Below are 19,086 nucleotides of genomic sequence, written 5' to 3'. Positions count from 1 at the left end.
GCTGGTGATCAATACACCTGGCGGGACAGCCACGCGCGGACCCGGGCCGGGTCCGGGTTCACGTGGGCGCGCCCCGCCACGACGACGGTCGGCACGGTCTCGTCGCCACCGGTGGCCTCCCGCACCGCCGCGGCCCCCTCCGGATCGCGCCGGATGTCGACCCAGTGCGCCCGGCGGGCGCGGGTGCCCAGCCGGACGCGCAGGCGCAGGCAGTACACGCAGCCCGGCCGCCAGTAGACGACGGGGCGGCCGTCGGCCCCGGCGCGGCGCCGGGCCTCCGCCGCGCCGGTCGGCCTCGGGAAGACCAGGGGAGAGACGGCGGCCGCGAGCAGCACGAACAGCAGCAGGAGGACGGCGGCTCCGGCGGGGTTCCCCCCGAGGGCCTTCCCGGTCGCGACGGACGAACCGCAGAGCAGCAGCAACACCGGTGGAACCCAGGCACGCGTCATGGTGCCGGAGGCTACCGGGACCGGGGGCGCTCCGGGGACGCGGAAGCGGACGGGGCCGGGGACGGACGCGGACCGCCCGTCACGGCGGCGGGCCACGGCTCCCGCCGGGTCCGTGCCAGGCCGAGCACGGCCACCGCCCCCGCCAGCGCGAAGCCGTACCAGGGCGTGCGCCCGGACGGCGCCGTCTCGTACACCAGCGCCGCCGACAGCACCGCGAGCACCTGACCCGCCCGGCTGTGCCAGGCGGCGGCCGCGACGACGGCCGTCCCCCACAGCAGGTACCAGGGCTGGACCATGGGCGAGAGCGCGACGAGGGCCACCAGGGAGAGGCCGAGACCGAGGACCGGGTCGAGGAGCCCTCGCCACGACCGCCACGCCAGCACGGCGATGATCACGAGGGCCGCGAGCAGGCCCAGCTTCTGCACGACGCCCTTGACCGGGTCGGGGTCGTCCCCGAGGAGCAGCCCGAGCCCGAGTCCGAGGTCGCTGGAGACCGACAGGGCGGTGTGGATGGTCCCGGCCACGCTCTGGGTCCGCAGCCATCCGAACCCGGTCCCGGCGAGCAGCGTCGCCCCCGCCGCCACGGCCCCCGCGACGGCCCCGGGCAGCAGGAGGCCCTTCGCCGCGCCCCGCAGGCCGCCGTCCCGGCGGGCGACCGTGACGCCGATGAAGAGCAGGGCGACCGCCGCCGGGGACTTCACCGTCAGGGCGAGGCCGACGAGGGCACAGCCGAGGATCCACCGGCCCCGCGTCGTGAGCAGGACGCCGGCGAGGACGAGTCCGGTCATCAGGCCGTCGTTGTGCGTGCCGCCGACGACGTGGATCAGGAAGAGCGGGTTGAGGACGGCCAGCCACAGCGCGCCGGCCCGGCCGCCGGGCCCGCCGCCGAGTCCCCGCACCGCCCACGCCACGAGCGCGAGCGCGCCGAGGGAGACCAGGCGCATGCCGAGGACGGCGGGCACGACCGCGCCGCCGGTGAGCTTCACGACCGCCGCCGCGAGGAGCAGGAAGGCCGGGCCGTACGGGGCGGGGGTGTCGGTCCAGTGCCCGCCGACGCTCGCCGCCGCGTCCGCCCCCGGGTCGCCGGGGCCGAGGACGGAGGGCCCGGCGCCGTACACGTCGTGCCCTTCGAGGACCATCGCGCCCTGGGAGACGTAGCTGTAGACGTCCGCGCTGTACAGCGGCGGGGCGAGGAGCAGCGGCACGGCCCAGCAGGCGAGGGTCGCGAGGACCCCGTCCCGGGCGGCCCGGGAGGCCGGTGCCGCCCCGTCCCGCACGTCCCGGGCGAGCAGCACGCCGTACCGCCCCCACGCGGCGACGAGCAGGGTCAGGCCGAGGTACGCGAGGACGGCCCCGGCGGAGGTGGCCGCCGGACCGTGCGGCTCCCACAGCCCCCGCCCGCCGCGCACCGGCAGCGTCCCGGCGAACCATCCGCCCACGGCGACGGCGAGCGACCCGCCCGCACCCAGCCACCGGCATCCGGAGGCGCTGAAAACCCACATGACGCGCCAACCTATCCGGCCGCGCCGCGCCCCGCCGCGCCCGGCCCCTCCCCCGCGCCGCACTCCCTCGCACCCGGCCCCTCCCCCCGCGCCGCGCCGGGGGCGCCCGTCCGCGTCCGGTCCCGGCGTCCCGTGCCCGCGCGGCCCCGGCGCCCCGCCCCGTCCGGCTTCCGGACGGGCGTCCGCCACGACGTGGCCCAGAACACGGAGCGTCCGGGCCGGGCCGGCCGTAAGCTCTCGTCATGCAGGTGATCCAGTCCACGAAGCTCGCCAACGTCTGTTACGAAATCCGGGGCCCGGTCCTCGAAGAGGCGATGCGGCTCGAAGCCGCGGGTCATCGCATCCTCAAGCTCAACACGGGCAACCCGGCCGCCTTCGGCTTCGAGTGCCCGCCCGCCATCCTGGAAGACGTGCTGCGCAACCTCTCGCACGCGCACGGCTACGGCGACGCGAAGGGGCTCCTCTCGGCCCGCCGGGCGGTGATGAGCCACTACGAGACCAAGGGCATCCCGCTCTCCGTCGAGGACATCTACCTCGGCAACGGCGTCTCCGAGCTGATCCAGATGGCGATGCAGGCCCTCCTCGACGACGGCGACGAGGTCCTCGTCCCGGCCCCCGACTACCCGCTGTGGACGGCCTCGGTGTCGCTGGCGGGCGGGACGGCCGTGCACTACCGCTGCGACGAGCAGGCCGACTGGATGCCCGACCTCGCGGACATCGAGCGGAAGATCACCGACCGCACCCGGGCGATCGTGATCATCAACCCGAACAACCCGACGGGCGCCGTCTACGACGACGACATGCTGCGCTCCCTGACGGAGATCGCCCGGCGGCACGACCTGGTCGTCTGCTCGGACGAGATCTACGACAAGATCCTCTACGACGGCACCACGCACACCCCGACCGCCGCCATCGCCCCCGACCTGCTCTGCCTCACCTTCAACGGGATGAGCAAGAACTACCGGGTGGCCGGGTTCCGCTCGGGCTGGCTGGCGGTCTGCGGCCCGAAGCACCACGCCTCCTCGTACATCGAGGGGCTGACGATCCTGGCCAACATGCGCCTCTGCGCGAACATGCCCGCGCAGCACGCGGTGGCCGCCGCGCTCCAGGGCCGGCAGTCGATAGAGGAACTGGTCCGTCCGGGCGGGCGGCTCCTGGAGCAGCGGGACACGGCGTACGAGCTGCTCACGCAGATCCCGGGCGTGACGTGCGTGAAGCCGAAGGGCGCGCTGTACCTCTTCCCCCGGCTCGATCCGAACGTCTACAAGATCAAGGACGACCGGCAGATGGTCCTCGACCTGCTGCGGGCCGAGAAGATCATGGTCGTGCACGGGACGGGCTTCAACTGGCACGAGCCGGACCACTTCCGGATCGTCACGCTGCCGGCCGCGGCGGACCTGGCGGACGCGGTGACGCGGATCGGGCGCTTCCTGGACGGTTACGCCCAGCCCTGACGGTCCGCGCCGGCCACCGGAATCCCCTCGCCGGACACGACTCAACTTTAGACATGATCTAAGCTAGGATGGCTCCAGAGCACCTCAGGAGGCCGTCCCCATGTACGAACCGATCCGCACCAAGTCGGTCCACCGGATGGCCGACGACACCCACGACGCGTACCCGCACCGCTCCCGCGAGGAGGAGCTGGACATCCAGCTCGCCGGACACCTCGCCGCCCTGCTCGCCGTCACCGACGAGCTGGGCGACACGGAGGCCGGCGAACTCATCGCCCGGCAGGTGGCACGGCTGCGCGGCGCGCCGCCCGCGCGTCACGCGGCCCTGAGCGGTACGCCCGCGCGGGAGCTGCACCGCAGGGCGCACGCCCTCGCGGGCCGCGCCCTGGTCGTCGCCGCCTCCCGGGCCGACACGGCCGCCGCGATCCTCACCGCCGAGCGCATGGACGCGCACACCGCGGCGCTGGCCGGGGAACCCGCCCCGGCCGCGGTCGCCGCCCCCTGACGGCCCCGGTCCGCGCGCCACGAACCGCGCGGACCGGGTGCCACCCACCCCCCTCCGGGGCACGGCCGGACCCCCGGCCGTGCCCCGGACTCCGTTCCGCCGCCCCTCCGTACGAAAGGCCCGTGCCTCCGGGTCCGGACATGCGCCGGCCCCCGGAGCCTGAGGGGGCTCCGGGGGCCGGGCGGATCGTGGTGGGCCGTCGTGACCCCACTGGTCAGGGCGGAATGTCGGGGCAACCCACCACGAGTTCGGGGTGCGGGATCAGCCCAGGCGCTCGACCAGCGCGCGGTACTCGTCCCACAGCTCCTTCGGCGTGTGGTCGCCGAAGGTGTTCAGGTGGTCGGGGACCAGGGCGGCCTCCTCGCGCCACACGTCGCGGTCGACCTTGAGGAGGAACTCCAGGTCCTCGGCCGGCAGGTCCAGGCCGTCGGTGTCCAGGGACTCCGGGGTCGGCAGGATGCCGATCGGGGTCTCGACGCCCTCGGCCCTGCCCTCCAGGCGCTCGACGATCCACTTCAGGACGCGGCTGTTCTCGCCGAAGCCGGGCCAGACGAACTTGCCGGCGTCGTTCTTGCGGAACCAGTTCACGTAGTAGATCTTCGGCAGCTTCGCCTGGTCGGCGCCGGCGCCCACCTTGACCCAGTGGGCCATGTAGTCGCCCATGTTGTAGCCGCAGAACGGCAGCATGGCGAAGGGGTCGCGGCGCAGCTCGCCGACCTTGCCCTCGGCGGCGGCGGTCTTCTCGGAGGCGACGTTCGCGCCCAGGAAGACGCCGTGGTTCCAGTCGAAGGACTCGGTGACCAGCGGGACGGCGGAGGCGCGGCGGCCGCCGAAGAGGATCGCGGAGATCGGGACGCCCTTGGGGTCCTCCCACTCGGGGGCGATCGTCGGGCACTGGCCGGCCGGGACGGTGAAGCGGGCGTTGGGGTGGGCGGCGGGGGTCCCGGACTCCGGCGTCCAGTCGTTGCCCTTCCAGTCGACGAGGTGCGCGGGCGCCTCCTCGGTCATGCCCTCCCACCACACGTCGCCGTCGTCGGTGAGGGCGACGTTGGTGAAGACGGAGTTGCCCCAGAGGGTCTTCATGGCGTTGGCGTTGGTGTGCTCGCCGGTGCCGGGCGCGACGCCGAAGAAGCCGGCCTCGGGGTTGATGGCGTAGAGCCGCCCGTCCTCGCCGACGCGCATCCAGGCGATGTCGTCGCCGATGGTCTCGACGGTCCAGCCGGAGATCGTGGGCTCCAGCATGGCCAGGTTGGTCTTGCCGCACGCCGAGGGGAAGGCGGCGGCGACGTACTTCGACTCGCCCTGCGGCGGGGTCAGCTTGAGGATCAGCATGTGCTCGGCGAGCCAGCCCTCGTCGCGCGCCATGACGGAGGCGATGCGGAGCGCGTAGCACTTCTTGCCGAGCAGGGCGTTGCCGCCGTAGCCGGAACCGTACGACCAGATCTCGCGGGTCTCGGGGAAGTGCGAGATGTACTTGGTGGAGTTGCAGGGCCACGGCACGTCCTGCTCGCCCTCCGCGAGGGGGGCGCCGAGGGTGTGGACGGCCTTGACGAAGAAGCCGTCGTCGCCCAGCTCGTCGAGGACGGCCTGTCCCATGCGGGTCATGGTGCGCATGGAGACGGCGACGTACGCGGAGTCGGTGATCTCGACGCCGATGGCGGAGAGCGGGGAGCCGACGGGGCCCATGCAGAAGGGCACGACGTACAGGGTGCGGCCCTTCATGGAGCCGCGGAAGATGCCGTCCTCGCCCGCGAAGATCTCCTTCATCTCCGCCGGGGCCTTCCAGTGGTTGGTCGGGCCCGCGTCCTCCTCCTTCTCGGAGCAGATGAAGGTGCGGTCCTCGACGCGCGCGACGTCGGAGGGGTCGGAGGCGGCGTAGTAGGAGTTCGGGCGCAGAGCCGGGTCGAGCTTCTTGAAGGTCCCCTTGGCGACGAGCTCCTCGCACAGGCGCTCGTACTCGGCCTCGGAGCCGTCGCACCAGACGATGGCGTCGGGCTGGGTGATCTCGGCGATCTCGTTCACCCAGGAGACCAGTTCACGGTGCTGGGTGGGGACGGCGGTGGGAGCCGCGTTGTCGCGCGCCACGATTGCTCCTTTTGAGGGGGTTTTTGGTTTTTGCCCCGTGGGGGCCGCGACCCGGATGCTTCGTAGCTGCTCATCCGGTGCCGACCGCACTCATTTGATCATCCGATGGAACTGCCCATATGTCCAGAGGGCCGCACATGTGAGCATCGCCACTCATATACGGGACCTACGGGAGCGTAGGTACGATTCCGTGCATGACTGCAGTCCCTCCGGAAGTGACCCCGGCCGACCCGTCCCCGGCGCTCCCGCTGAAGCCCCTGCTGCGAGGCTGGCTGCACGCGGGCATGTTCCCCGCCGTGATCGTCGCGGGCGTCGTCCTGGTCGCCCTCGCCGACTCGTCCCGCGCCCGTGTCGCCTGCGGGATCTACGTCCTGACCGCGTGTCTGCTCTTCGGCGTCAGCGCGCTCTACCACCGCGGCACCTGGGGGCCGCGCGGCGAAGCCGTGCTCCGGCGCCTCGACCACGCCAACATCTTCCTGATCATCGCGGGCACCTACACCCCGCTCACCCTGCTCCTGCTCCCCGACTCCACGGCGAAGCCGCTCATGTGGGCGGTCTGGGCGGCGGCCCTCGCCGGCATCGCCTTCCGCGTCTTCTGGGTCGGCGCGCCCCGCTGGCTCTACACCCCCTGCTACATCGCGATGGGCTGGGCCGCCGTCTTCTTCCTCCCCGACTTCCTGCGCACGGGCGGCATCGCCGTCCTCGTCCTGGTCGTCGTCGGCGGCCTGCTCTACAGCGCGGGCGGCATCGTCTACGGCATCAAGCGCCCCAACCCCTCCCCGCGCTGGTTCGGCTTCCACGAGGTCTTCCACACGCTGACCCTCGCCGCTTTCATCGCCCACTACGTCGGCATCTCGCTGGTGGCGTACCAGCACGCCTGACCTGGGACCATGGTGGCCATGGCTGCCGAACCCCCCACCCGCCCCGGCCTGCGCGAACGCAAGAAGGCGAAGACCCGCGCCGCGATCCGGAAGGCCACCTACCGGCTCGCCGCCGAGCACGGCTGGGAGGCCGCGACCACCGACCGGATCGCGGCGGCGGCCGAGGTCTCCCCGTCCACCGTCACGCGCTACTTCCCCGTCCGCGAGGACATCCTCCTCACCGACGAGGACGACGCCCTCCTCGAAGCCCGGCTGCGCGCCCGCCCCGGGGACGAGGAACCGCTGGAGTCGCTGCGCGCGGTCCTCCTCGAAGCGGTCCGCACCGCCTTCGCGGAGGAACCGGAGGAGACCCGGCTGCGCGCCCGGCTCATGGCGGAGACCCCCGCCGTGCGGGCCCGGTTCACCGACACCACCGCCGAGACCGGGCGCCGTCTCGCCCGCGCCCTGGCCGACCGCACCGGCCGCTCCCCCGGCGACCTGGAGGTCCGGGTCTTCACCGCCGCCGTCCTCGGCGCCCTGCGCGAGGCCACCGTCCACTGGGCCGAACACGGCCGCGCCGACGACCTCGTGACCCTCCTCGACCGCACGGTCGACACCCTCAAGGCCGGTCCGGCGCTCCCAGCGCGCCCCTGACCACCCGCGCCGACTCCGGGTTGTCCGCGCACTCCCACACCCCGTGCGGGCAGTAGTCCGTCACGGTCTGGTAGACCGGCCGGTGCGCGGCGAACCAGTCGAGCATCCCCCGTACGTACGCCGGGTTGTCGCCGTTGCGGAAGAGCCCCCACTCCGGGTACGAGACCGGCTTGCCGTGCTCCGCCGCGAACCGCACGTGGTGGGCGAGGCCGTACTCCTCGTTCACCTGGCCCTCGAAGGGGAGCCCCTCGGGCTGGTCGTAGGCGTCCATCCCGATGATGTCCACGACGTCGTCCCCGGGGTAGCAGAGCGGCCACGGCACGGCGTCGCGCCCCCGGCTCGGCGTGAAGTCGAAGCGGAACCGCTGCCCCGGCACGGCCCGCAGCACCCCCACCGCCCGCCGCCAGTACGCCTTCCACGCCTCCGGGTCGGGTCCGCAACGGTGGCTGTAGGTGGTGCCGTTCATCTCCCAGCCGAGGACCAGGACCGCGTCCCCGAGCCGGTGCGCCACCAGCCGCTCCCCCAGGGTCCGGAGGTGCCCGTCGAACGCGCCCTCCGCGCCCCGCCGCAGCTCCGCCCGCACCTCGGCGTCGGGCAGCCGGTCCTCGCTGCGGTCGAGCAGCGGCACGTTGAGCACGAAGAGCCGTCCGGGCCGCTCCTCCTTCCAGCGCGCCCACGGCCCGAAGAGGGCGGGGTGTCCCTCGATGTTGGACCAGCGGTCGCCGGGCAGGTACGTGTGCCCGACGGTCAGCGGCTCGCCGCCGAGCCACTCCTGCACCCGGGCGATCCGCCGCACCCCGGCCTCGTCGGAGCCGGTGAAGAACCCCGCCGCCACCTCCGGCGGCCGTTTCCCGGCGTGCCGGTGGCCGGGCGCGATCCGGCCGTCCGGCAGGAGGAGGGGAAGGAGGACGAGGAGGGCCGCGAGCAGCAGCGTCGGTGCGGCTCGCGGCCGGGCGGGCCACCGGGGGCGACGGCCCATGTCAGCTCGTCCAGAAGTCCCACCAGCGGGTCAGGACCAGCATCCCGACCACCCCGATGTGCAGCAGAGGAGGAGCGAGGGCGAACTCGCCGAAGAAGGTCCGCGCCCCCGCCGGGGCGGGCAGGACGCCGGTGCGCACGTTGTGCGCGGTGACGTACCAGAACATGAGGATCGTGGCGGTCCAGGCGAGGCAGCACCACAGGCAGAGCGCGTTGATCTCGTACAGCGACTGGTGCATCAGCCACGTGCAGAAGCCGACGCCGAAGAGGGTGCCGGCGTGGAGGCCGAGCCAGTACCAGCGGCGGTAGCGGGCGCCGGCGAGCAGGCCGACGCCGATCGCGACCACCATGCCGTACGCGACGAGGCCGATCATCGGGTTGGGGAAGCCGAAGACCGCCGCCTGCCCGCTCTTCATGACGCTGCCGCAGGAGACGACCGGGTTGAGGCTGCACCCGGGGGTGAAACCGGGGTCCTCCAGGAGCTTGAACTTGTCGAGCGTGATCACCCAGGCGGCGAGCAGTCCGGCCGCACCCGTGACCACCAGGAGCCACGCGAGGGCCCGGCCCGCTCCGACCGGGCCCCCTGGCTCCCCGGCCGTCTCCCCGCGCCGCTGCCCCGGCACCCCGCCCCGTACGTCCACCGTCGTCATGGCGCGACCCCTCTCCGTTTCCGCCCGCTCAGCCCTGGAGGCGCCGGACCGGCATCAGGACGTGGGCGCTGTCCGCGAGCATCTCCTCGTCCGAGACGAAGGCGCGCAGCCGCTCCTCCTCCACGGGCCGGCCCGGCACGGCCTCGGGCCAGGGGCGCGCCGAGCAGATGAGATAGACCTTGCCGCTCTCGCGGGCGGCGGCCCCCCACTCGTCCGGCACCGGGCACCGCGCCTTCAGGAAGGGCAGGGTGAGCACGGCCGAGCCGTCCTCCACGAGCAGCGAGGCGTTGATCCCGGTGTCCCGCTCCAGGTCGAAGAGCCGGTCGCCGAGCGAGAGGCCCGTGTTCTCCAGGGCCGACCGCATCGCCCGCCGCCCGGCCTCCGGACCGTCCCGGCCGTCGCCGAGCGAGTACGCCATGAGGAACGGCGTGCCCGCCGAGTCGGCGGAGGGCTCGCTGGACCACGGGATCACCGTGAGGGTCCCCAGCGGTGAGGCACTGCGAGCCGAGGAAGCGACAGGGGAAGTGGTCATGAATCGGATGCTAATGCCGCAACCACCCCTTTCCCCCGTCCCTTTCACCCGGTCGGCCGATATTCACACCGCTGGCATTTCCGCCGCAACGAACCCGGGTTTTCATCGTTGTGCCCTGAAGGCTCCCCCTACCTGCGGCGGGGGGACCCCCAGCCGACCACCTGGAGATCACCGATGATCGTCCCGCGCCGCGTCGCCCTGCGGTCCCTCTTCGCCCTGGCCGTCACCGCCTTCACGGGAGGCGCCCTCGGCAGGGTCGCGCTCCGCGGTCCGGACGGGGGCCCGGAGGAGGTCCCGGACGACCCGCACGCCTTCGACGAGATGTACGGGGGCCACCGCATCCTGGGCTTCTCCGGCCCCGGGGGCGAGCCCGTGGCCCTGGTCGACGGCCGGCCGCTGCACCTGATGCGCTGCGCCGACGGCGGTTACGTCACGCCGGTCGACCACTACGAGTCCTGTCCGACGCCCCTGGCGGCGACCCGCGCGGCCGTGGACGAGCTGGGCGGGTTCCCGCTCTCCCCCCTCGCCGGCGCCCACGGCGTCCCCGCCGACCCGATGGGAGGGACCCCGCGTGGTGTACACGCGTAAGAACCAGCGCGATCTGACCGCCGCCGAGCGCCGCCGGTTCGTCGCCGCCGTCCTGGAGCTCAAGCGCGACGGCACGTACGACCGGTTCGTCCGCACCCACATCGACCACTACGTCGCCGACGGGGAGGGGAAGTTGCGGGTGGCCCACATGACGCCGAGCTTCCTGCCCTGGCACCGCAAGTTCCTGCTGGAGTTCGAGACGGCGCTGCGCCGGGTCGATCCGGCGGTGTCCGTCCCGTACTGGGACTGGACCCGCGACAACAGTCCGGCCTCGTCCCTCTGGGGCGAGGACTTCATGGGCGGCAACGGGCGCCGGGCCGACCTCCAGGTGATGACGGGCCCCTTCGCGCACTCCTCCGGGCGCTGGAACATCGTCCACTCGATGACCCAGAGCCGCTTCCTGACCAGGGACTTCGGGCGTCCCCGCGATCCGATCACGCTTCCCACCCAGGCCCAGCTGGAGGAGGTGATGCGGGAGCGGGTGTACGACGTGGCGCCCTGGAACTCGACCAGTCCCTCCGGCTTCCGGAACCGGCTGGAGGGGTGGGGTTCGGGGCAGGGCAACGACCGGTTCCGCATCCACAACCGGGTGCACCGCTGGGTCGGCGGGCTGATGCTCGGCGGCGGTTCGGTGAACGATCCGGTCTTTTGGCTGCACCACTCCTTCGTGGACCTGGTCTGGTCGCGCTGGCAGCAGCGCAACCCGGGGGCCGCCTACCTGCCGGCGGAGCCGCCGCCGCTGGGTGACGGGCAGCACGGCAAGGTCGTCGCCCGGCACCAGGCGATGGCGCCCTGGGGGGTGACCCCGGCCTCGATGTCCGACCACAGCCGGATCTACCGGTACGCCTGAGCCCCGCACGCACGTGTCCCCCCGGCCCTGGATGGACCGGGGGGACACGTGGGGGAACGAGGGGGATCAGCCGCCGTAGCCGCCGTCCTCGTGGCGGTCGTCGTCGAGGTCGGCGTTGATGCAGGTGTTGCCGAACGCGGGGTTCAGCACGCCGATGACGTTGACGGTGTTGCCGCAGAGGTTGACCGGGATGTGGACCGGGACCTGGAGGACGTTGCCGGAGGCGACACCGGGCGAGTGGGCGGCGACGGCCTCGGCGCCCGAGTCGGCGACGGCCAGGCCGGCTCCGCTGAGGGCAACGGCACCCGTGCCGGCGAGGACAACGGCAGCCTTCGCGATGCGAGACATCAAGAACTCCTTGGACGTGGATAGCGACCGCAGGAATCACGGCCGTCATGCCCGTTCAACGCCGTCCGGGGCGAGGGGTCACGGCCATTGGGCCGAACGGGGAAAAGAAAAGGAAAATGGCCCGCGGACCGGAATTCCGTCCGCCGCCGGATGCGACGGAACGGCTCCGGTCCGCAGGCCGCGGCCATGCGACAAGCCTTCTTCTGCAACGACCGACATCCCTTGGGGTGGCGGGGAAGAATCGTCCCTTCACCCGCCCGGTCACCGCTCGCACAGGAGAACGCAGAACGGGAGTACGGGAGTTATGGGGCCATGAGGTTATGGGGTCATGGGGTCATGAGGAACGGAAGCGCGGGCGAACGGGCCGCGGGCGCCCCCTTCGCCCACCGGCCGGTCAGGGTCCTTCGGGCGCCAGGCCGAGCGTGGAGTCCAGGGCCCCGCTCGCCGTGGGGGCGAGCAGGCCGACCCGGGGCGCGGTGAGCTTCGGCAGACCGGCACCGCGCGGCGCGGTCACCGGGTTGCCGACGGTGGCGCCCGGGGTGACCGCCAGCATCTCCGAGCCCGGGGCGGCGAGGAGGGCGTGACCGGGGTCGCCGCCCCTCAGGAGTTCGGGCAGGGGGGCGTCCACCACGGTCTTCGGGAAGGCGCCGACGAGGGGCACGCTGGGCAGGGTGACGCCGGGGAGGGAGCCGGTGCCCTCCTGGAAGCCGGTGGGGGCGCCGGGCACCGGGACGGGGACGCCGGTGGCCACGGTGGGGGCGTCCATCGGGAGGACCGGTTCGAGCCCCTGGAGCGGGACGACCACCGGCGCTTCGACGGCGGAGGCCGGCGCGGCCAGGGCGGCGGAGGCGAGTGCGGTCATGAGGAGTCCCATGCCGGCGTGAGAGCGCAGAGTCATGCCCTGACAACGAGGCCCCCGGGGGAACGTGGCGGGTTTCCCCTGTGTGCAGCAACGCGCGGGGCCCTCGCCGGTGAAGGCGAGGGCCCCGGTTGACGCCGTGACGGTACGGAGGGTCAGTGGCGGCGGGCGGCGCGTCCGCCGCGGAGGTACAGGACGGTGCCGCCGACGACCAGGGCGGCGCTGATCGCGGCCGCCCCCATGAGCTCGGCCTCGCTGCCGGTCTCGGGGAGGTGGGGCGGGGTCGTGGTGGGAGGCGTGACCGGCGGGTGCGTGGTCGGCGGCGTCGTGGGAGGCGTGGTCGGAGGCGTCGTCGGCGGGTGCGTCGGCGGCTTCGTGGGAGGCGTCGTCGGCGGCTTGGTGGGACCGCAGGGGTCGGGCTCCTCGCACTCACCGGGCTTCGGCGGGTAGGTCGTCGGAGGCGTCGTCGGCGGGTGCGTGGGCGGCTTCGTCGGCGGCGTCGTCGGCGGATGCGTGGGGGGCGTGGTGGGCGGGTGCGTCGGCGGCTTCGTGGGAGGCGTCGTCGGCGGGTGCGTCGGCGGGTGCGTGGGAGGCGTGGTGGGCGGATGCGTCGGCGGATGCGTCGGCGGGTGCGTCGGCGGGTGCGTGGGAGGCGTCGTCGGCGGCTTGGTGGGGGGCGTCGTCGGCGGGTGCGACGGCTCCTCGCCGTAGCCTCCCGGGTCCTCCTCGGGCGCGCACAGGTGGCCGAGGGCCGCCGCGACGGCGTCGCCCCTCTCCATGGCCCTGCCGCAGACGTCCGCCGGAAGGGGACCCTGGACGTGGCCGGACCCGCCGTACCCCGGCCCGTCACCCGCCCCGGGGGAGCTCGCGGCAAGGGCGAATCCGCCGCTCAGCGACAGGATGCCGGTCGCTGCCGCCGCGGTGAGTACTTTCCTGCTGATGATCGACCGCATACCGCTCTTCCTCTGGAGAAAAGGAGGGGCCGGCGAGGATTCCCCCCTCGCTCCGTCCGGCCCGGTACCCACCGTCGTTCTCGTGGGACTGGCGAGAGAGTAGGAGGCGGGGTGACCCATGGAGCGAGGGCCACACGGCGGCCGATCAGAAAATCATTCGATCAGCCGACCGTGGGGCGGGACGCTCCGGCCGCCGCGCTTACCCGTGACAGCCAGGCTCGCTGATGTGTCGTCAGCCGCCCAGCGGAAGACCACCCGGGACCGGGAGACCACCCGGGACCGGAAGACCGCCGGGGACCGGGAGACCGCCGAGCAGCGGGGTGCCCTTGGCGGTCTCGTTCAGCCGTTCCGCCGTGTCGGTGACGGTCTTCACCGGGGAGCCTTCCGTGGTGTTGCTCAGCATGTCCGTCTTCAGCCCGTTGGCGCTGATCGCCTCCAGACCGCCGTTCAGGCTGGCGGGGGTCAGCGCCTCCGTGGCCATGGCGGGTGCGGCGGCACCCAGGGCCATCAGCGAACCGGCGACGACCGCGGCGACCTTGGTGGGCTTCATGGGGTGAATCCTTCCTCTGCTCTTTCACGTCACTTTCCGCGCGGAGTTTCCGGGGAAATGCCGCGCGGCGTTCCCTCTCTGTAACGAGGAGTACGGCCGCCGGAAACTCCGGACGGGCGAATTTCTCGGTGCCGTGTCCGATCGACGCGGTCGGCGCCGCACCGGCCGTACATACGTGCAGACGCAGTGGAACGGCCGGAAAGAACGGACCTCCGGAGCGGGCGTACACCCGTTCCCCTCCCCCGCCCGCCGGCCCGTTGCCCTCTCCGGGTGCCTGCGGACATAGCCCTCCGCAGTCGTGGAACTACTGAGCGCCACGCATTCGTTCGGGTGAATCCACCTCGGCGCCCCACCCTCCGGAGGGGCGTGCGCCGTTGCACCGGGCGGCGCGCGACGGCGCGTTCGGAGGCGCACCGCTTCCATCACGGCGAGAAAAAGCCGGTGCGCCCACCCCGAGGGGTGGACGCACCGGCTGCGGAAGGACCGATCAGAAGTGCTCGATCAGGCGTTGACGCAGGTGTTGCCGAAGGCGGGGTTCAGCACGCCGATGACGTCGACGGTGTTGCCGCAGATGTTGACCGGGATGTGGATCGGGAGCTGGAGGACGTTGCCGGACAGGACGCCGGGCGAGTGGGCGGCGACGGCCTCGGCACCCGAGTCGGCGACGGCGGCACCGGCGGCACCGGCGACGGCGGCGGCGGCACCGGCGGTGAGGACAACGGCCTTGGCGATACGGGACATGGGGAAGTGCTCCTCGATCGAATTCATGCGACTCGGACCGCGCGGACTGTGCGACCCGACTCTCTCAACAACGCGCCACATTTCCATCGGTTGCTCTCCCGAACGGGTGACGTTCACCCGGGTGCCGGACCGCACGGGGGCCGACGGGGCCGCCGGACGCGGAATGCCGCGACACGCGCGGCGGAGAACGGGACCGCCGGACACGGCAGTTGGCGTCGCCGGACACCTAATGCCCGCCTTCGTCCCCCGCCGGGGTTATAACGTTCCCGAACGTTGCTTCCGGGCCCGCCGCGCGTTCACTCGTTACGTGCGGACGACACCTTCTCCTCTCCCGGCCTTCGCGGGTCTTCCCTTCCTTCTCTCATCAAAGCGGAGAACCTGTATGCGGAATTCAGCGGTTCCTGCCGTGCCCCGCGGCGCGGCGTCCGCCCGGGCCGACGTCCGGCGCTGACGTGCTGTCACCATGCGACACGGACCCCGGGTCCGTCACCGTCCTGCACGCGGTCCAGCCCGGCGACGGCGGGGTCGCCCGCGTCGTCGCCGACCTCGTCCGCGCCCAGCGCGCCGCCGGCCTGCGGGTCGCGGTCGCCTGCCCGCCCGGCACCGGTCTCTCCGCCGCCGTCCGCGCCGAGGGGGCCGAGGTCCACGACTGGCGGGCCCGCCGCGCCCCCGGGCCCTCCCTCGTCCGCGAGACGTGGGACCTGGCCCGGCTGATCCGCGCCGTACGGCCCGCCCTCGTCCACGCGCACAGCGCCAAGGCCGGGCTGTGCGCCCGGCTCGCCGTCCGGGGACGCGTCCCCACGGTGTACCAGCCGCACGCCTGGTCCTTCGCCGCGGTCGGGGGGACGACCGCCGCGCTCGCCCGGCGCTGGGAACGGTTCGGCGCCCGCTGGACGCACCGCGTCCTCTGCGTGAGCGAGGCCGAGCGGCGGACCGGCGAGGCGGCCGGGGTCGAGGCGGACTGGTCGGTCGTCCACAACGGCGTGGACGTGGACCGGTTCGCCGGCGCCGGACCGTCCCGCAATCCCGTCCCCACCGTCGTCTGCGTGGGCCGGCTCTGCCGCCAGAAGGGGCAGGACGTCCTCCTCGCCGCCTGGCCCGCCGTCCTCGCGGAGGTGCCCACGGCCCGGCTCGTCCTGGTCGGCGACGGTCCGGACGGGGAGGCGCTGCGGGCCGCCGCCGGTCCCTCGGTGCGGTTCACCGGGGCCGTCGGGGACACCGCCCCCTGGTACCGGGCGGCCGACGTGGTCGTCCTGCCGTCCCGCTGGGAGGGCATGGCGCTCGCGCCCCTGGAGGCCATGGCGAGCGGCCGGCCCGTCGTCGTCAGCGACGTGGACGGGGCCCGGGAGAGCCTGCCGCCGGACCACGAACCCCTGTGCCTGGTCCCGCCCGAGGACCCGGCCGCGCTCGCCGCCGCTCTCGGCCGCCTCCTCGGCAGGCCGGAGCTTCGGCGCCGTCTGGGCCGCGAGGCCCAGGCACACGTACTCAGCAGTTTCGATGTCCGGCGCACCGGCGCCGCCGTCGCGGACGTCTACCGCGAGCTGGCCGGTGTGCGGGGGGACGAGCACAGAGAGCCGATTGCGCAGTGACCACGGAAAGCACCAGCGTTCCCTCCTCGCCGGGTCCCCGGCCCACGGCGGACCGGACCCTCGGTCTCGCCCCCCTCGCGCCGCCCCGCGGCACGCCCGGCCGGCTCGCGCCGCCGCGCGGCCGCACCCGGCCCGGCACCCGGTCCGGCGCGGCGGCGCCGGTGGCGGCCGACTGCCTGGCGGTCGTCGCCGCCGTCTCCGTGCTGAGCACGGCCCACCACGACGTCCGGCTCGTGCTGCCGGTCCTGGCGGTCGTCCTGGTGCTCGACGGGTGGGCCGGGCTCCACCGGCCGGCCGCGCACGTCCGGGCCCTGGACGAACTGCCCGCGCTCGCCTCCCGCGCCGGGGTGGCCTGGTGCCTGGCCGCGGCCGGGGCCGCCGCGTACTCCCCGGCCCTGGCGATCGGCCCGGCGCGGCTCTGCGCCGCGTACGGCGTCCACGTCCTCGTCGTGTGCCTGGTCCGCGCGCTGGTCCTCGCCCGGCGCCGCCGGATCGCGCGGGCCCACCCCCGGTCGGCCCTCGTCGTCGGCGGGGCGGCGGCCGCGCGCCGGTTCGCGTCGGCCGCCGCCCGGCACCCCGAGTACGGGCTGCGGCCGGTCGGGATCGTCGGCGTGCCGGAGCAGGGCGGCGTCCGTCCGGCCGGGGAGGCCGGGCTCCCGGTGCTCACCACGACCGAGGAGATCCACCGGGCCGTCATCCAGAACACCGTGTGCGACGCGGTGTTCCTGGAGGACGCCCCGGGCCTGGTGACGCTCTTCCAGCAGTACGGCTGCGCCACCTGGCGGGTCGGCGGCCGGCACCGGCCCGGCCCGATGGGCGAGCACATGTGGGGATACGCCTGGCACCGGATCGTCCCGCTGGACGAACGGCGCGGACTGGGCGCCAAGCGGGTCCTCGACGTCGTCCTCGCCGCGTTCGCGCTCGTGGCCGCGCTGCCCGTGCTGCTGCTCTGCGCGCTCGCGGTGCGCCTCTCGGACGGGCCCGGGGTCCTGTTCCGGCAGGAGCGGGTGGGCCGGCACGGGCGCCCCTTCACCCTGCTCAAGTTCCGTACGCTCCGCCCCTCCGACGACACCGAGGCGGCCACCCGCTGGAACGTGGCGGGCGACCTGCGGATGAGCGCGGCCGGGAGCTTCCTGCGGAAGACCTCCCTGGACGAGCTGCCGCAGCTCTGGAACGTGCTGCGCGGCGACATGAGCCTGGTCGGACCGAGGCCGGAACGCCCCCACTTCGTCGCCCAGTTCAGCAAGATCCACGCCGGCTACGCGGACCGTCACCGGATGCCGGTGGGGCTGACCGGGCTCGCGCAGGTGCACGGGCTGCGCGGCGACACCTCGATCGAGGACCGCTGCCGCTTCGACAACCACTACATCGACCACTGGTCGCTCTGGCAGGACGTCTGCATCCTGCTGCGCACGGCGGGCGAGTTCGTCCGGCCCACGGGGAGCTGAGGATGGCCACGGCCGCGTCGCCGCCCGTGGCCGCCCCGGTCCCCCCGGCCGCGCGGGACCGGCTGCGCCGGGCCGCGGCACTCGCCCCGGTCCTCGCCGTGGTCGCGCTGCTGCTCGTCCCCGGCGGCGGCGCGGACGGCGGTACCGGCGGCACGGGGACGGTCGCGGACGCGGCCTCCGGGCTCCTCGTCCTGATCTGCCTGGTACGGGTGGTGCGCGACGGGGCCCGGCCGCTGACCCGGACGGCGGCCGTCGTCCTCGGCCTGCCGGTGCTGGGGATCTGCCTGGCCGCGATCACCTCGAACGACCCGGCGTCGAGCCTGCCGGGCGTCGCCCGTTACGTCCAGGTCTTCGTCCTCGTCCCGGCCGCCGTGCTCCTGACGGTCCGCGACCGGCGGGACTTCGCCGTGGTCGCCTGGGCCCTGGTCGGGCTCGCGCTGCTCCAGGGCGCGGTGGGCGTCGCCCAGTACCTGACCGGTACGGGCGCCTCGTACCAGGGCGAGGACATCCGGGCCGTCGGCACCTTCGGGGCCACCGACGTGATGGGCATGGCGACGGCCGTCTCGTACGGCCTGGTCGCCGCCACCGGGATCGCGCTGGGCAGCGGCCCGGGGCGGGCGCGGACGGCCGCGCTGGTCTGCACGGGGCTGCTGTTCCTCCCGCTCGTGCTGTCCTTCAGCCGGGGCGCGTGGATCGCGACCGTACTCGCCTGCGCGCTCCAGCTCCTCCTGGCGGGGCCGCTCCGGGCGGTCCGGGTCGCGCTCGCGGCGGGCGCGCTCGGGGTCGTCCTCGTCGGCGGCCTGGGGATCGGCTCGGAGGTGGTGGAGGAGCGGGTCGCCAGCATCACCCGGGTGACGGCGGCGCCGGACCAGTCGGTGACGGACCGGTACACGATGTGGGCGGCGGCCGGGGAGATGTGGCGCGCGGAACCGCTCACGGGCGTCGGCCTGAAGGGCTTCCCCCGGTACCGCGACGCGCACGCCTCGGTCGCGCTGTCCTCCGGCGGCGACACGGCGGGCGCGGGCGCCGGCTTCCACCGCCAGCCGCTGCTCTCCCCGCACAACATGTACCTGCTCGTCCTGAGCGAGCAGGGTCTTGTGGGGCTGCTGGCCCTGGCGGGCAGTTGGGCGGCGCTGCTGGCCGGCGCGCTGCGGCGGCGGCCCGGCACGGCTTCCGGTCCGGCCCCCGGCCCCGGCGCGGACTGCGCGCTCGTGGCGACGGGTCTGCTCGTCTGGCAGCTCGTGGACTTCTTCTACGCGGACATCGGCGGGCCCTCGACGGTGCTGATGTCGGTCGTGCTCGGCCTGGCGGCCCGGTGGTCGCTGGCGGGGGTGGGACGTGCGTGACCCGTGGGCCGGGGAGCCCCGGCCCACGGACGCGCCGTGGGCCGACGCGCCGTGGACCGGGGAGCCGTGCCCCGCGTCCCGCCCGCCGCTCGGCACCCCGCCGGCCGATCCGTGGACGGCCGTCCCCTGGACGGCCGATCCGTGGGCG

Annotated in this window: 20 protein-coding genes; 9 read left to right on the top strand and 11 right to left on the bottom strand. The window is 74.0% G+C overall.

Going from position 1 to position 19,086, the window contains the following annotated elements; translation table 11 throughout:
• Positions 1–8 precede the first annotated feature (8 nt).
• Both ACZ6AQ_RS13770 and mptB read right to left on the bottom strand, forming a co-directional pair.
• Complete coding sequence (locus ACZ6AQ_RS13770; RefSeq protein WP_468759931.1) at positions 9–449, bottom strand: glutaredoxin family protein; 441 nt, start codon at positions 447–449, stop codon at positions 9–11.
• Positions 450–460: 11 nt separating this feature from the next.
• A complete protein-coding gene (gene mptB, locus ACZ6AQ_RS13765; RefSeq protein WP_468759929.1) occupies positions 461–1,951 on the bottom strand; it encodes a polyprenol phosphomannose-dependent alpha 1,6 mannosyltransferase MptB in 1,491 nt (496 codons plus the stop codon).
• A 242-nt stretch (positions 1,952–2,193) separates the two neighbouring features.
• On the opposite strand from mptB, the gene ACZ6AQ_RS13760 reads away from it, so the two are divergent.
• Positions 2,194–3,405 (top strand): pyridoxal phosphate-dependent aminotransferase, encoded by a 1,212-nt coding sequence (locus ACZ6AQ_RS13760; protein ID WP_468759927.1) that lies wholly within the window; start codon positions 2,194–2,196, stop codon positions 3,403–3,405.
• Between the two features lie 100 nt (positions 3,406–3,505).
• A complete protein-coding gene (locus ACZ6AQ_RS13755; protein WP_468759926.1) occupies positions 3,506–3,907 on the top strand; it encodes an SCO4983 family protein in 402 nt (133 codons plus the stop codon).
• Between the two features lie 261 nt (positions 3,908–4,168).
• Here ACZ6AQ_RS13755 and ACZ6AQ_RS13750 read toward each other — a convergent pair whose 3' ends face one another.
• Entirely contained in the window at positions 4,169–5,992 is a 1,824-nt protein-coding gene (locus ACZ6AQ_RS13750) for a phosphoenolpyruvate carboxykinase (GTP) (RefSeq protein WP_468759925.1), read from the bottom strand.
• A 194-nt stretch (positions 5,993–6,186) separates the two neighbouring features.
• Between ACZ6AQ_RS13750 and trhA the strand changes: the two genes are divergently transcribed.
• Together trhA and ACZ6AQ_RS13740 are read left to right on the top strand one after the other, a co-directional pair.
• Positions 6,187–6,873: a PAQR family membrane homeostasis protein TrhA gene (gene trhA / locus ACZ6AQ_RS13745; RefSeq protein ID WP_468759923.1), complete on the top strand. Its 687-nt coding sequence runs from the start codon at positions 6,187–6,189 to the stop codon at positions 6,871–6,873.
• Between the two features lie 18 nt (positions 6,874–6,891).
• The gene (locus ACZ6AQ_RS13740) at positions 6,892–7,506 is read left to right on the top strand and encodes a TetR/AcrR family transcriptional regulator (protein WP_468759922.1); all 615 of its coding nucleotides are present in this window, start codon (positions 6,892–6,894) and stop codon (positions 7,504–7,506) included.
• Here the strand turns inward: ACZ6AQ_RS13740 and ACZ6AQ_RS13735 are convergent.
• From ACZ6AQ_RS13735 to ACZ6AQ_RS13725, 3 genes are read right to left on the bottom strand one after another with little or no spacing between them, the layout of a single operon-like run.
• Positions 7,472–8,485 carry a glycoside hydrolase family 26 protein gene (locus ACZ6AQ_RS13735; RefSeq protein WP_468759921.1) on the bottom strand — a complete coding sequence of 338 codons (1,014 nt, stop codon included), beginning with the start codon at positions 8,483–8,485 and terminating at the stop codon, positions 7,472–7,474. The two genes, ACZ6AQ_RS13740 and ACZ6AQ_RS13735, sit on opposite strands and share 35 nt — an antisense overlap.
• Position 8,486: 1 nt before the next feature.
• Positions 8,487–9,134, bottom strand: coding sequence for a vitamin K epoxide reductase family protein (locus tag ACZ6AQ_RS13730; RefSeq protein WP_468759919.1), 648 nt, complete (start codon positions 9,132–9,134; stop codon positions 8,487–8,489).
• 28 nt (positions 9,135–9,162) lie between these two features.
• Positions 9,163–9,666 (bottom strand): DUF5949 family protein, encoded by a 504-nt coding sequence (locus ACZ6AQ_RS13725; RefSeq protein ID WP_468759917.1) that lies wholly within the window; start codon positions 9,664–9,666, stop codon positions 9,163–9,165.
• Between the two features lie 174 nt (positions 9,667–9,840).
• Between ACZ6AQ_RS13725 and ACZ6AQ_RS13720 the strand changes: the two genes are divergently transcribed.
• Positions 9,841–10,254, top strand: coding sequence for a tyrosinase family oxidase copper chaperone (locus ACZ6AQ_RS13720; protein ID WP_388693271.1), 414 nt, complete (start codon positions 9,841–9,843; stop codon positions 10,252–10,254).
• Entirely contained in the window at positions 10,238–11,104 is an 867-nt protein-coding gene (locus ACZ6AQ_RS13715) for a tyrosinase family protein (RefSeq protein WP_468759916.1), read from the top strand. The genes ACZ6AQ_RS13720 and ACZ6AQ_RS13715 overlap by 17 nt, the downstream gene beginning before the upstream one ends.
• 66 nt (positions 11,105–11,170) lie before the next feature.
• On the opposite strand, the gene ACZ6AQ_RS13710 is transcribed toward ACZ6AQ_RS13715, so the two are convergent.
• From ACZ6AQ_RS13710 to ACZ6AQ_RS13690, 5 genes are all read right to left on the bottom strand, one after another.
• Positions 11,171–11,452, bottom strand: coding sequence for a chaplin (locus tag ACZ6AQ_RS13710; RefSeq protein ID WP_468759914.1), 282 nt, complete (start codon positions 11,450–11,452; stop codon positions 11,171–11,173).
• Positions 11,453–11,846: 394 nt separating this feature from the next.
• Entirely contained in the window at positions 11,847–12,350 is a 504-nt protein-coding gene (locus tag ACZ6AQ_RS13705; protein WP_468759913.1) for a hypothetical protein, read from the bottom strand.
• A gap of 116 nt (positions 12,351–12,466) precedes the next feature.
• Positions 12,467–13,264, bottom strand: a complete 798-nt coding sequence (locus ACZ6AQ_RS13700) for a hypothetical protein (protein WP_468759912.1) — start codon at positions 13,262–13,264, stop codon at positions 12,467–12,469.
• A gap of 232 nt (positions 13,265–13,496) precedes the next feature.
• Positions 13,497–13,814: a hypothetical protein gene (locus ACZ6AQ_RS13695; protein ID WP_468759911.1), complete on the bottom strand. Its 318-nt coding sequence runs from the start codon at positions 13,812–13,814 to the stop codon at positions 13,497–13,499.
• A gap of 501 nt (positions 13,815–14,315) precedes the next feature.
• Entirely contained in the window at positions 14,316–14,555 is a 240-nt protein-coding gene (locus ACZ6AQ_RS13690) for a chaplin (RefSeq protein ID WP_388693260.1), read from the bottom strand.
• A gap of 452 nt (positions 14,556–15,007) precedes the next feature.
• Here ACZ6AQ_RS13690 and ACZ6AQ_RS13685 point away from each other — a divergent pair, with 452 nt between their 5' ends.
• The 3 genes from ACZ6AQ_RS13685 to ACZ6AQ_RS13675 are packed head-to-tail and all read left to right on the top strand — an operon-like array spanning position 15,008 to position 18,938.
• Positions 15,008–16,144 (top strand): glycosyltransferase, encoded by a 1,137-nt coding sequence (locus ACZ6AQ_RS13685; RefSeq protein WP_468759910.1) that lies wholly within the window; start codon positions 15,008–15,010, stop codon positions 16,142–16,144.
• A complete protein-coding gene (locus tag ACZ6AQ_RS13680) occupies positions 16,141–17,592 on the top strand; it encodes a sugar transferase (RefSeq protein WP_468759908.1) in 1,452 nt (483 codons plus the stop codon). Before ACZ6AQ_RS13685 ends, ACZ6AQ_RS13680 begins: the two co-directional genes overlap by 4 nt.
• Positions 17,593–17,594: 2 nt before the next feature.
• Entirely contained in the window at positions 17,595–18,938 is a 1,344-nt protein-coding gene (locus ACZ6AQ_RS13675; RefSeq protein ID WP_468759906.1) for an O-antigen ligase family protein, read from the top strand.
• The last annotated feature ends 148 nt before the right edge of the window (positions 18,939–19,086 follow it).

It is taken from the genome of Streptomyces sp. NPDC041191, from assembly GCF_055591945.1.
The sequence above is the reverse complement of the archived record's forward strand: the minus strand, read 5'-3'. Positions and strand labels throughout refer to the sequence as shown.

Bases quoted from the DNA above. Each gene is read 5' to 3' on its own strand.
- ACZ6AQ_RS13770 (WP_468759931.1), bottom strand. From the start codon at position 449: ATGACGCGTGCCTGGGTTCCACCGGTGTTGCTGCTGCTCTGCGGTTCG.
- mptB (WP_468759929.1), bottom strand. From the start codon at position 1,951: ATGTGGGTTTTCAGCGCCTCCGGATGCCGGTGGCTGGGTGCGGGCGGG.
- ACZ6AQ_RS13760 (WP_468759927.1), top strand. From the start codon at position 2,194: ATGCAGGTGATCCAGTCCACGAAGCTCGCCAACGTCTGTTACGAAATC.
- ACZ6AQ_RS13755 (WP_468759926.1), top strand. From the start codon at position 3,506: ATGTACGAACCGATCCGCACCAAGTCGGTCCACCGGATGGCCGACGAC.
- trhA (WP_468759923.1), top strand. From the start codon at position 6,187: ATGACTGCAGTCCCTCCGGAAGTGACCCCGGCCGACCCGTCCCCGGCG.
- ACZ6AQ_RS13740 (WP_468759922.1), top strand. From the start codon at position 6,892: ATGGCTGCCGAACCCCCCACCCGCCCCGGCCTGCGCGAACGCAAGAAG.
- ACZ6AQ_RS13735 (WP_468759921.1), bottom strand. From the start codon at position 8,485: ATGGGCCGTCGCCCCCGGTGGCCCGCCCGGCCGCGAGCCGCACCGACG.
- ACZ6AQ_RS13730 (WP_468759919.1), bottom strand. From the start codon at position 9,134: ATGACGACGGTGGACGTACGGGGCGGGGTGCCGGGGCAGCGGCGCGGG.
- ACZ6AQ_RS13725 (WP_468759917.1), bottom strand. From the start codon at position 9,666: ATGACCACTTCCCCTGTCGCTTCCTCGGCTCGCAGTGCCTCACCGCTG.
- ACZ6AQ_RS13720 (WP_388693271.1), top strand. From the start codon at position 9,841: ATGATCGTCCCGCGCCGCGTCGCCCTGCGGTCCCTCTTCGCCCTGGCC.
- ACZ6AQ_RS13710 (WP_468759914.1), bottom strand. From the start codon at position 11,452: ATGTCTCGCATCGCGAAGGCTGCCGTTGTCCTCGCCGGCACGGGTGCC.
- ACZ6AQ_RS13705 (WP_468759913.1), bottom strand. From the start codon at position 12,350: ATGACTCTGCGCTCTCACGCCGGCATGGGACTCCTCATGACCGCACTC.
- ACZ6AQ_RS13700 (WP_468759912.1), bottom strand. From the start codon at position 13,264: ATGCGGTCGATCATCAGCAGGAAAGTACTCACCGCGGCGGCAGCGACC.
- ACZ6AQ_RS13695 (WP_468759911.1), bottom strand. From the start codon at position 13,814: ATGAAGCCCACCAAGGTCGCCGCGGTCGTCGCCGGTTCGCTGATGGCC.
- ACZ6AQ_RS13690 (WP_388693260.1), bottom strand. From the start codon at position 14,555: ATGTCCCGTATCGCCAAGGCCGTTGTCCTCACCGCCGGTGCCGCCGCC.
- ACZ6AQ_RS13675 (WP_468759906.1), top strand. From the start codon at position 17,595: ATGGCCACGGCCGCGTCGCCGCCCGTGGCCGCCCCGGTCCCCCCGGCC.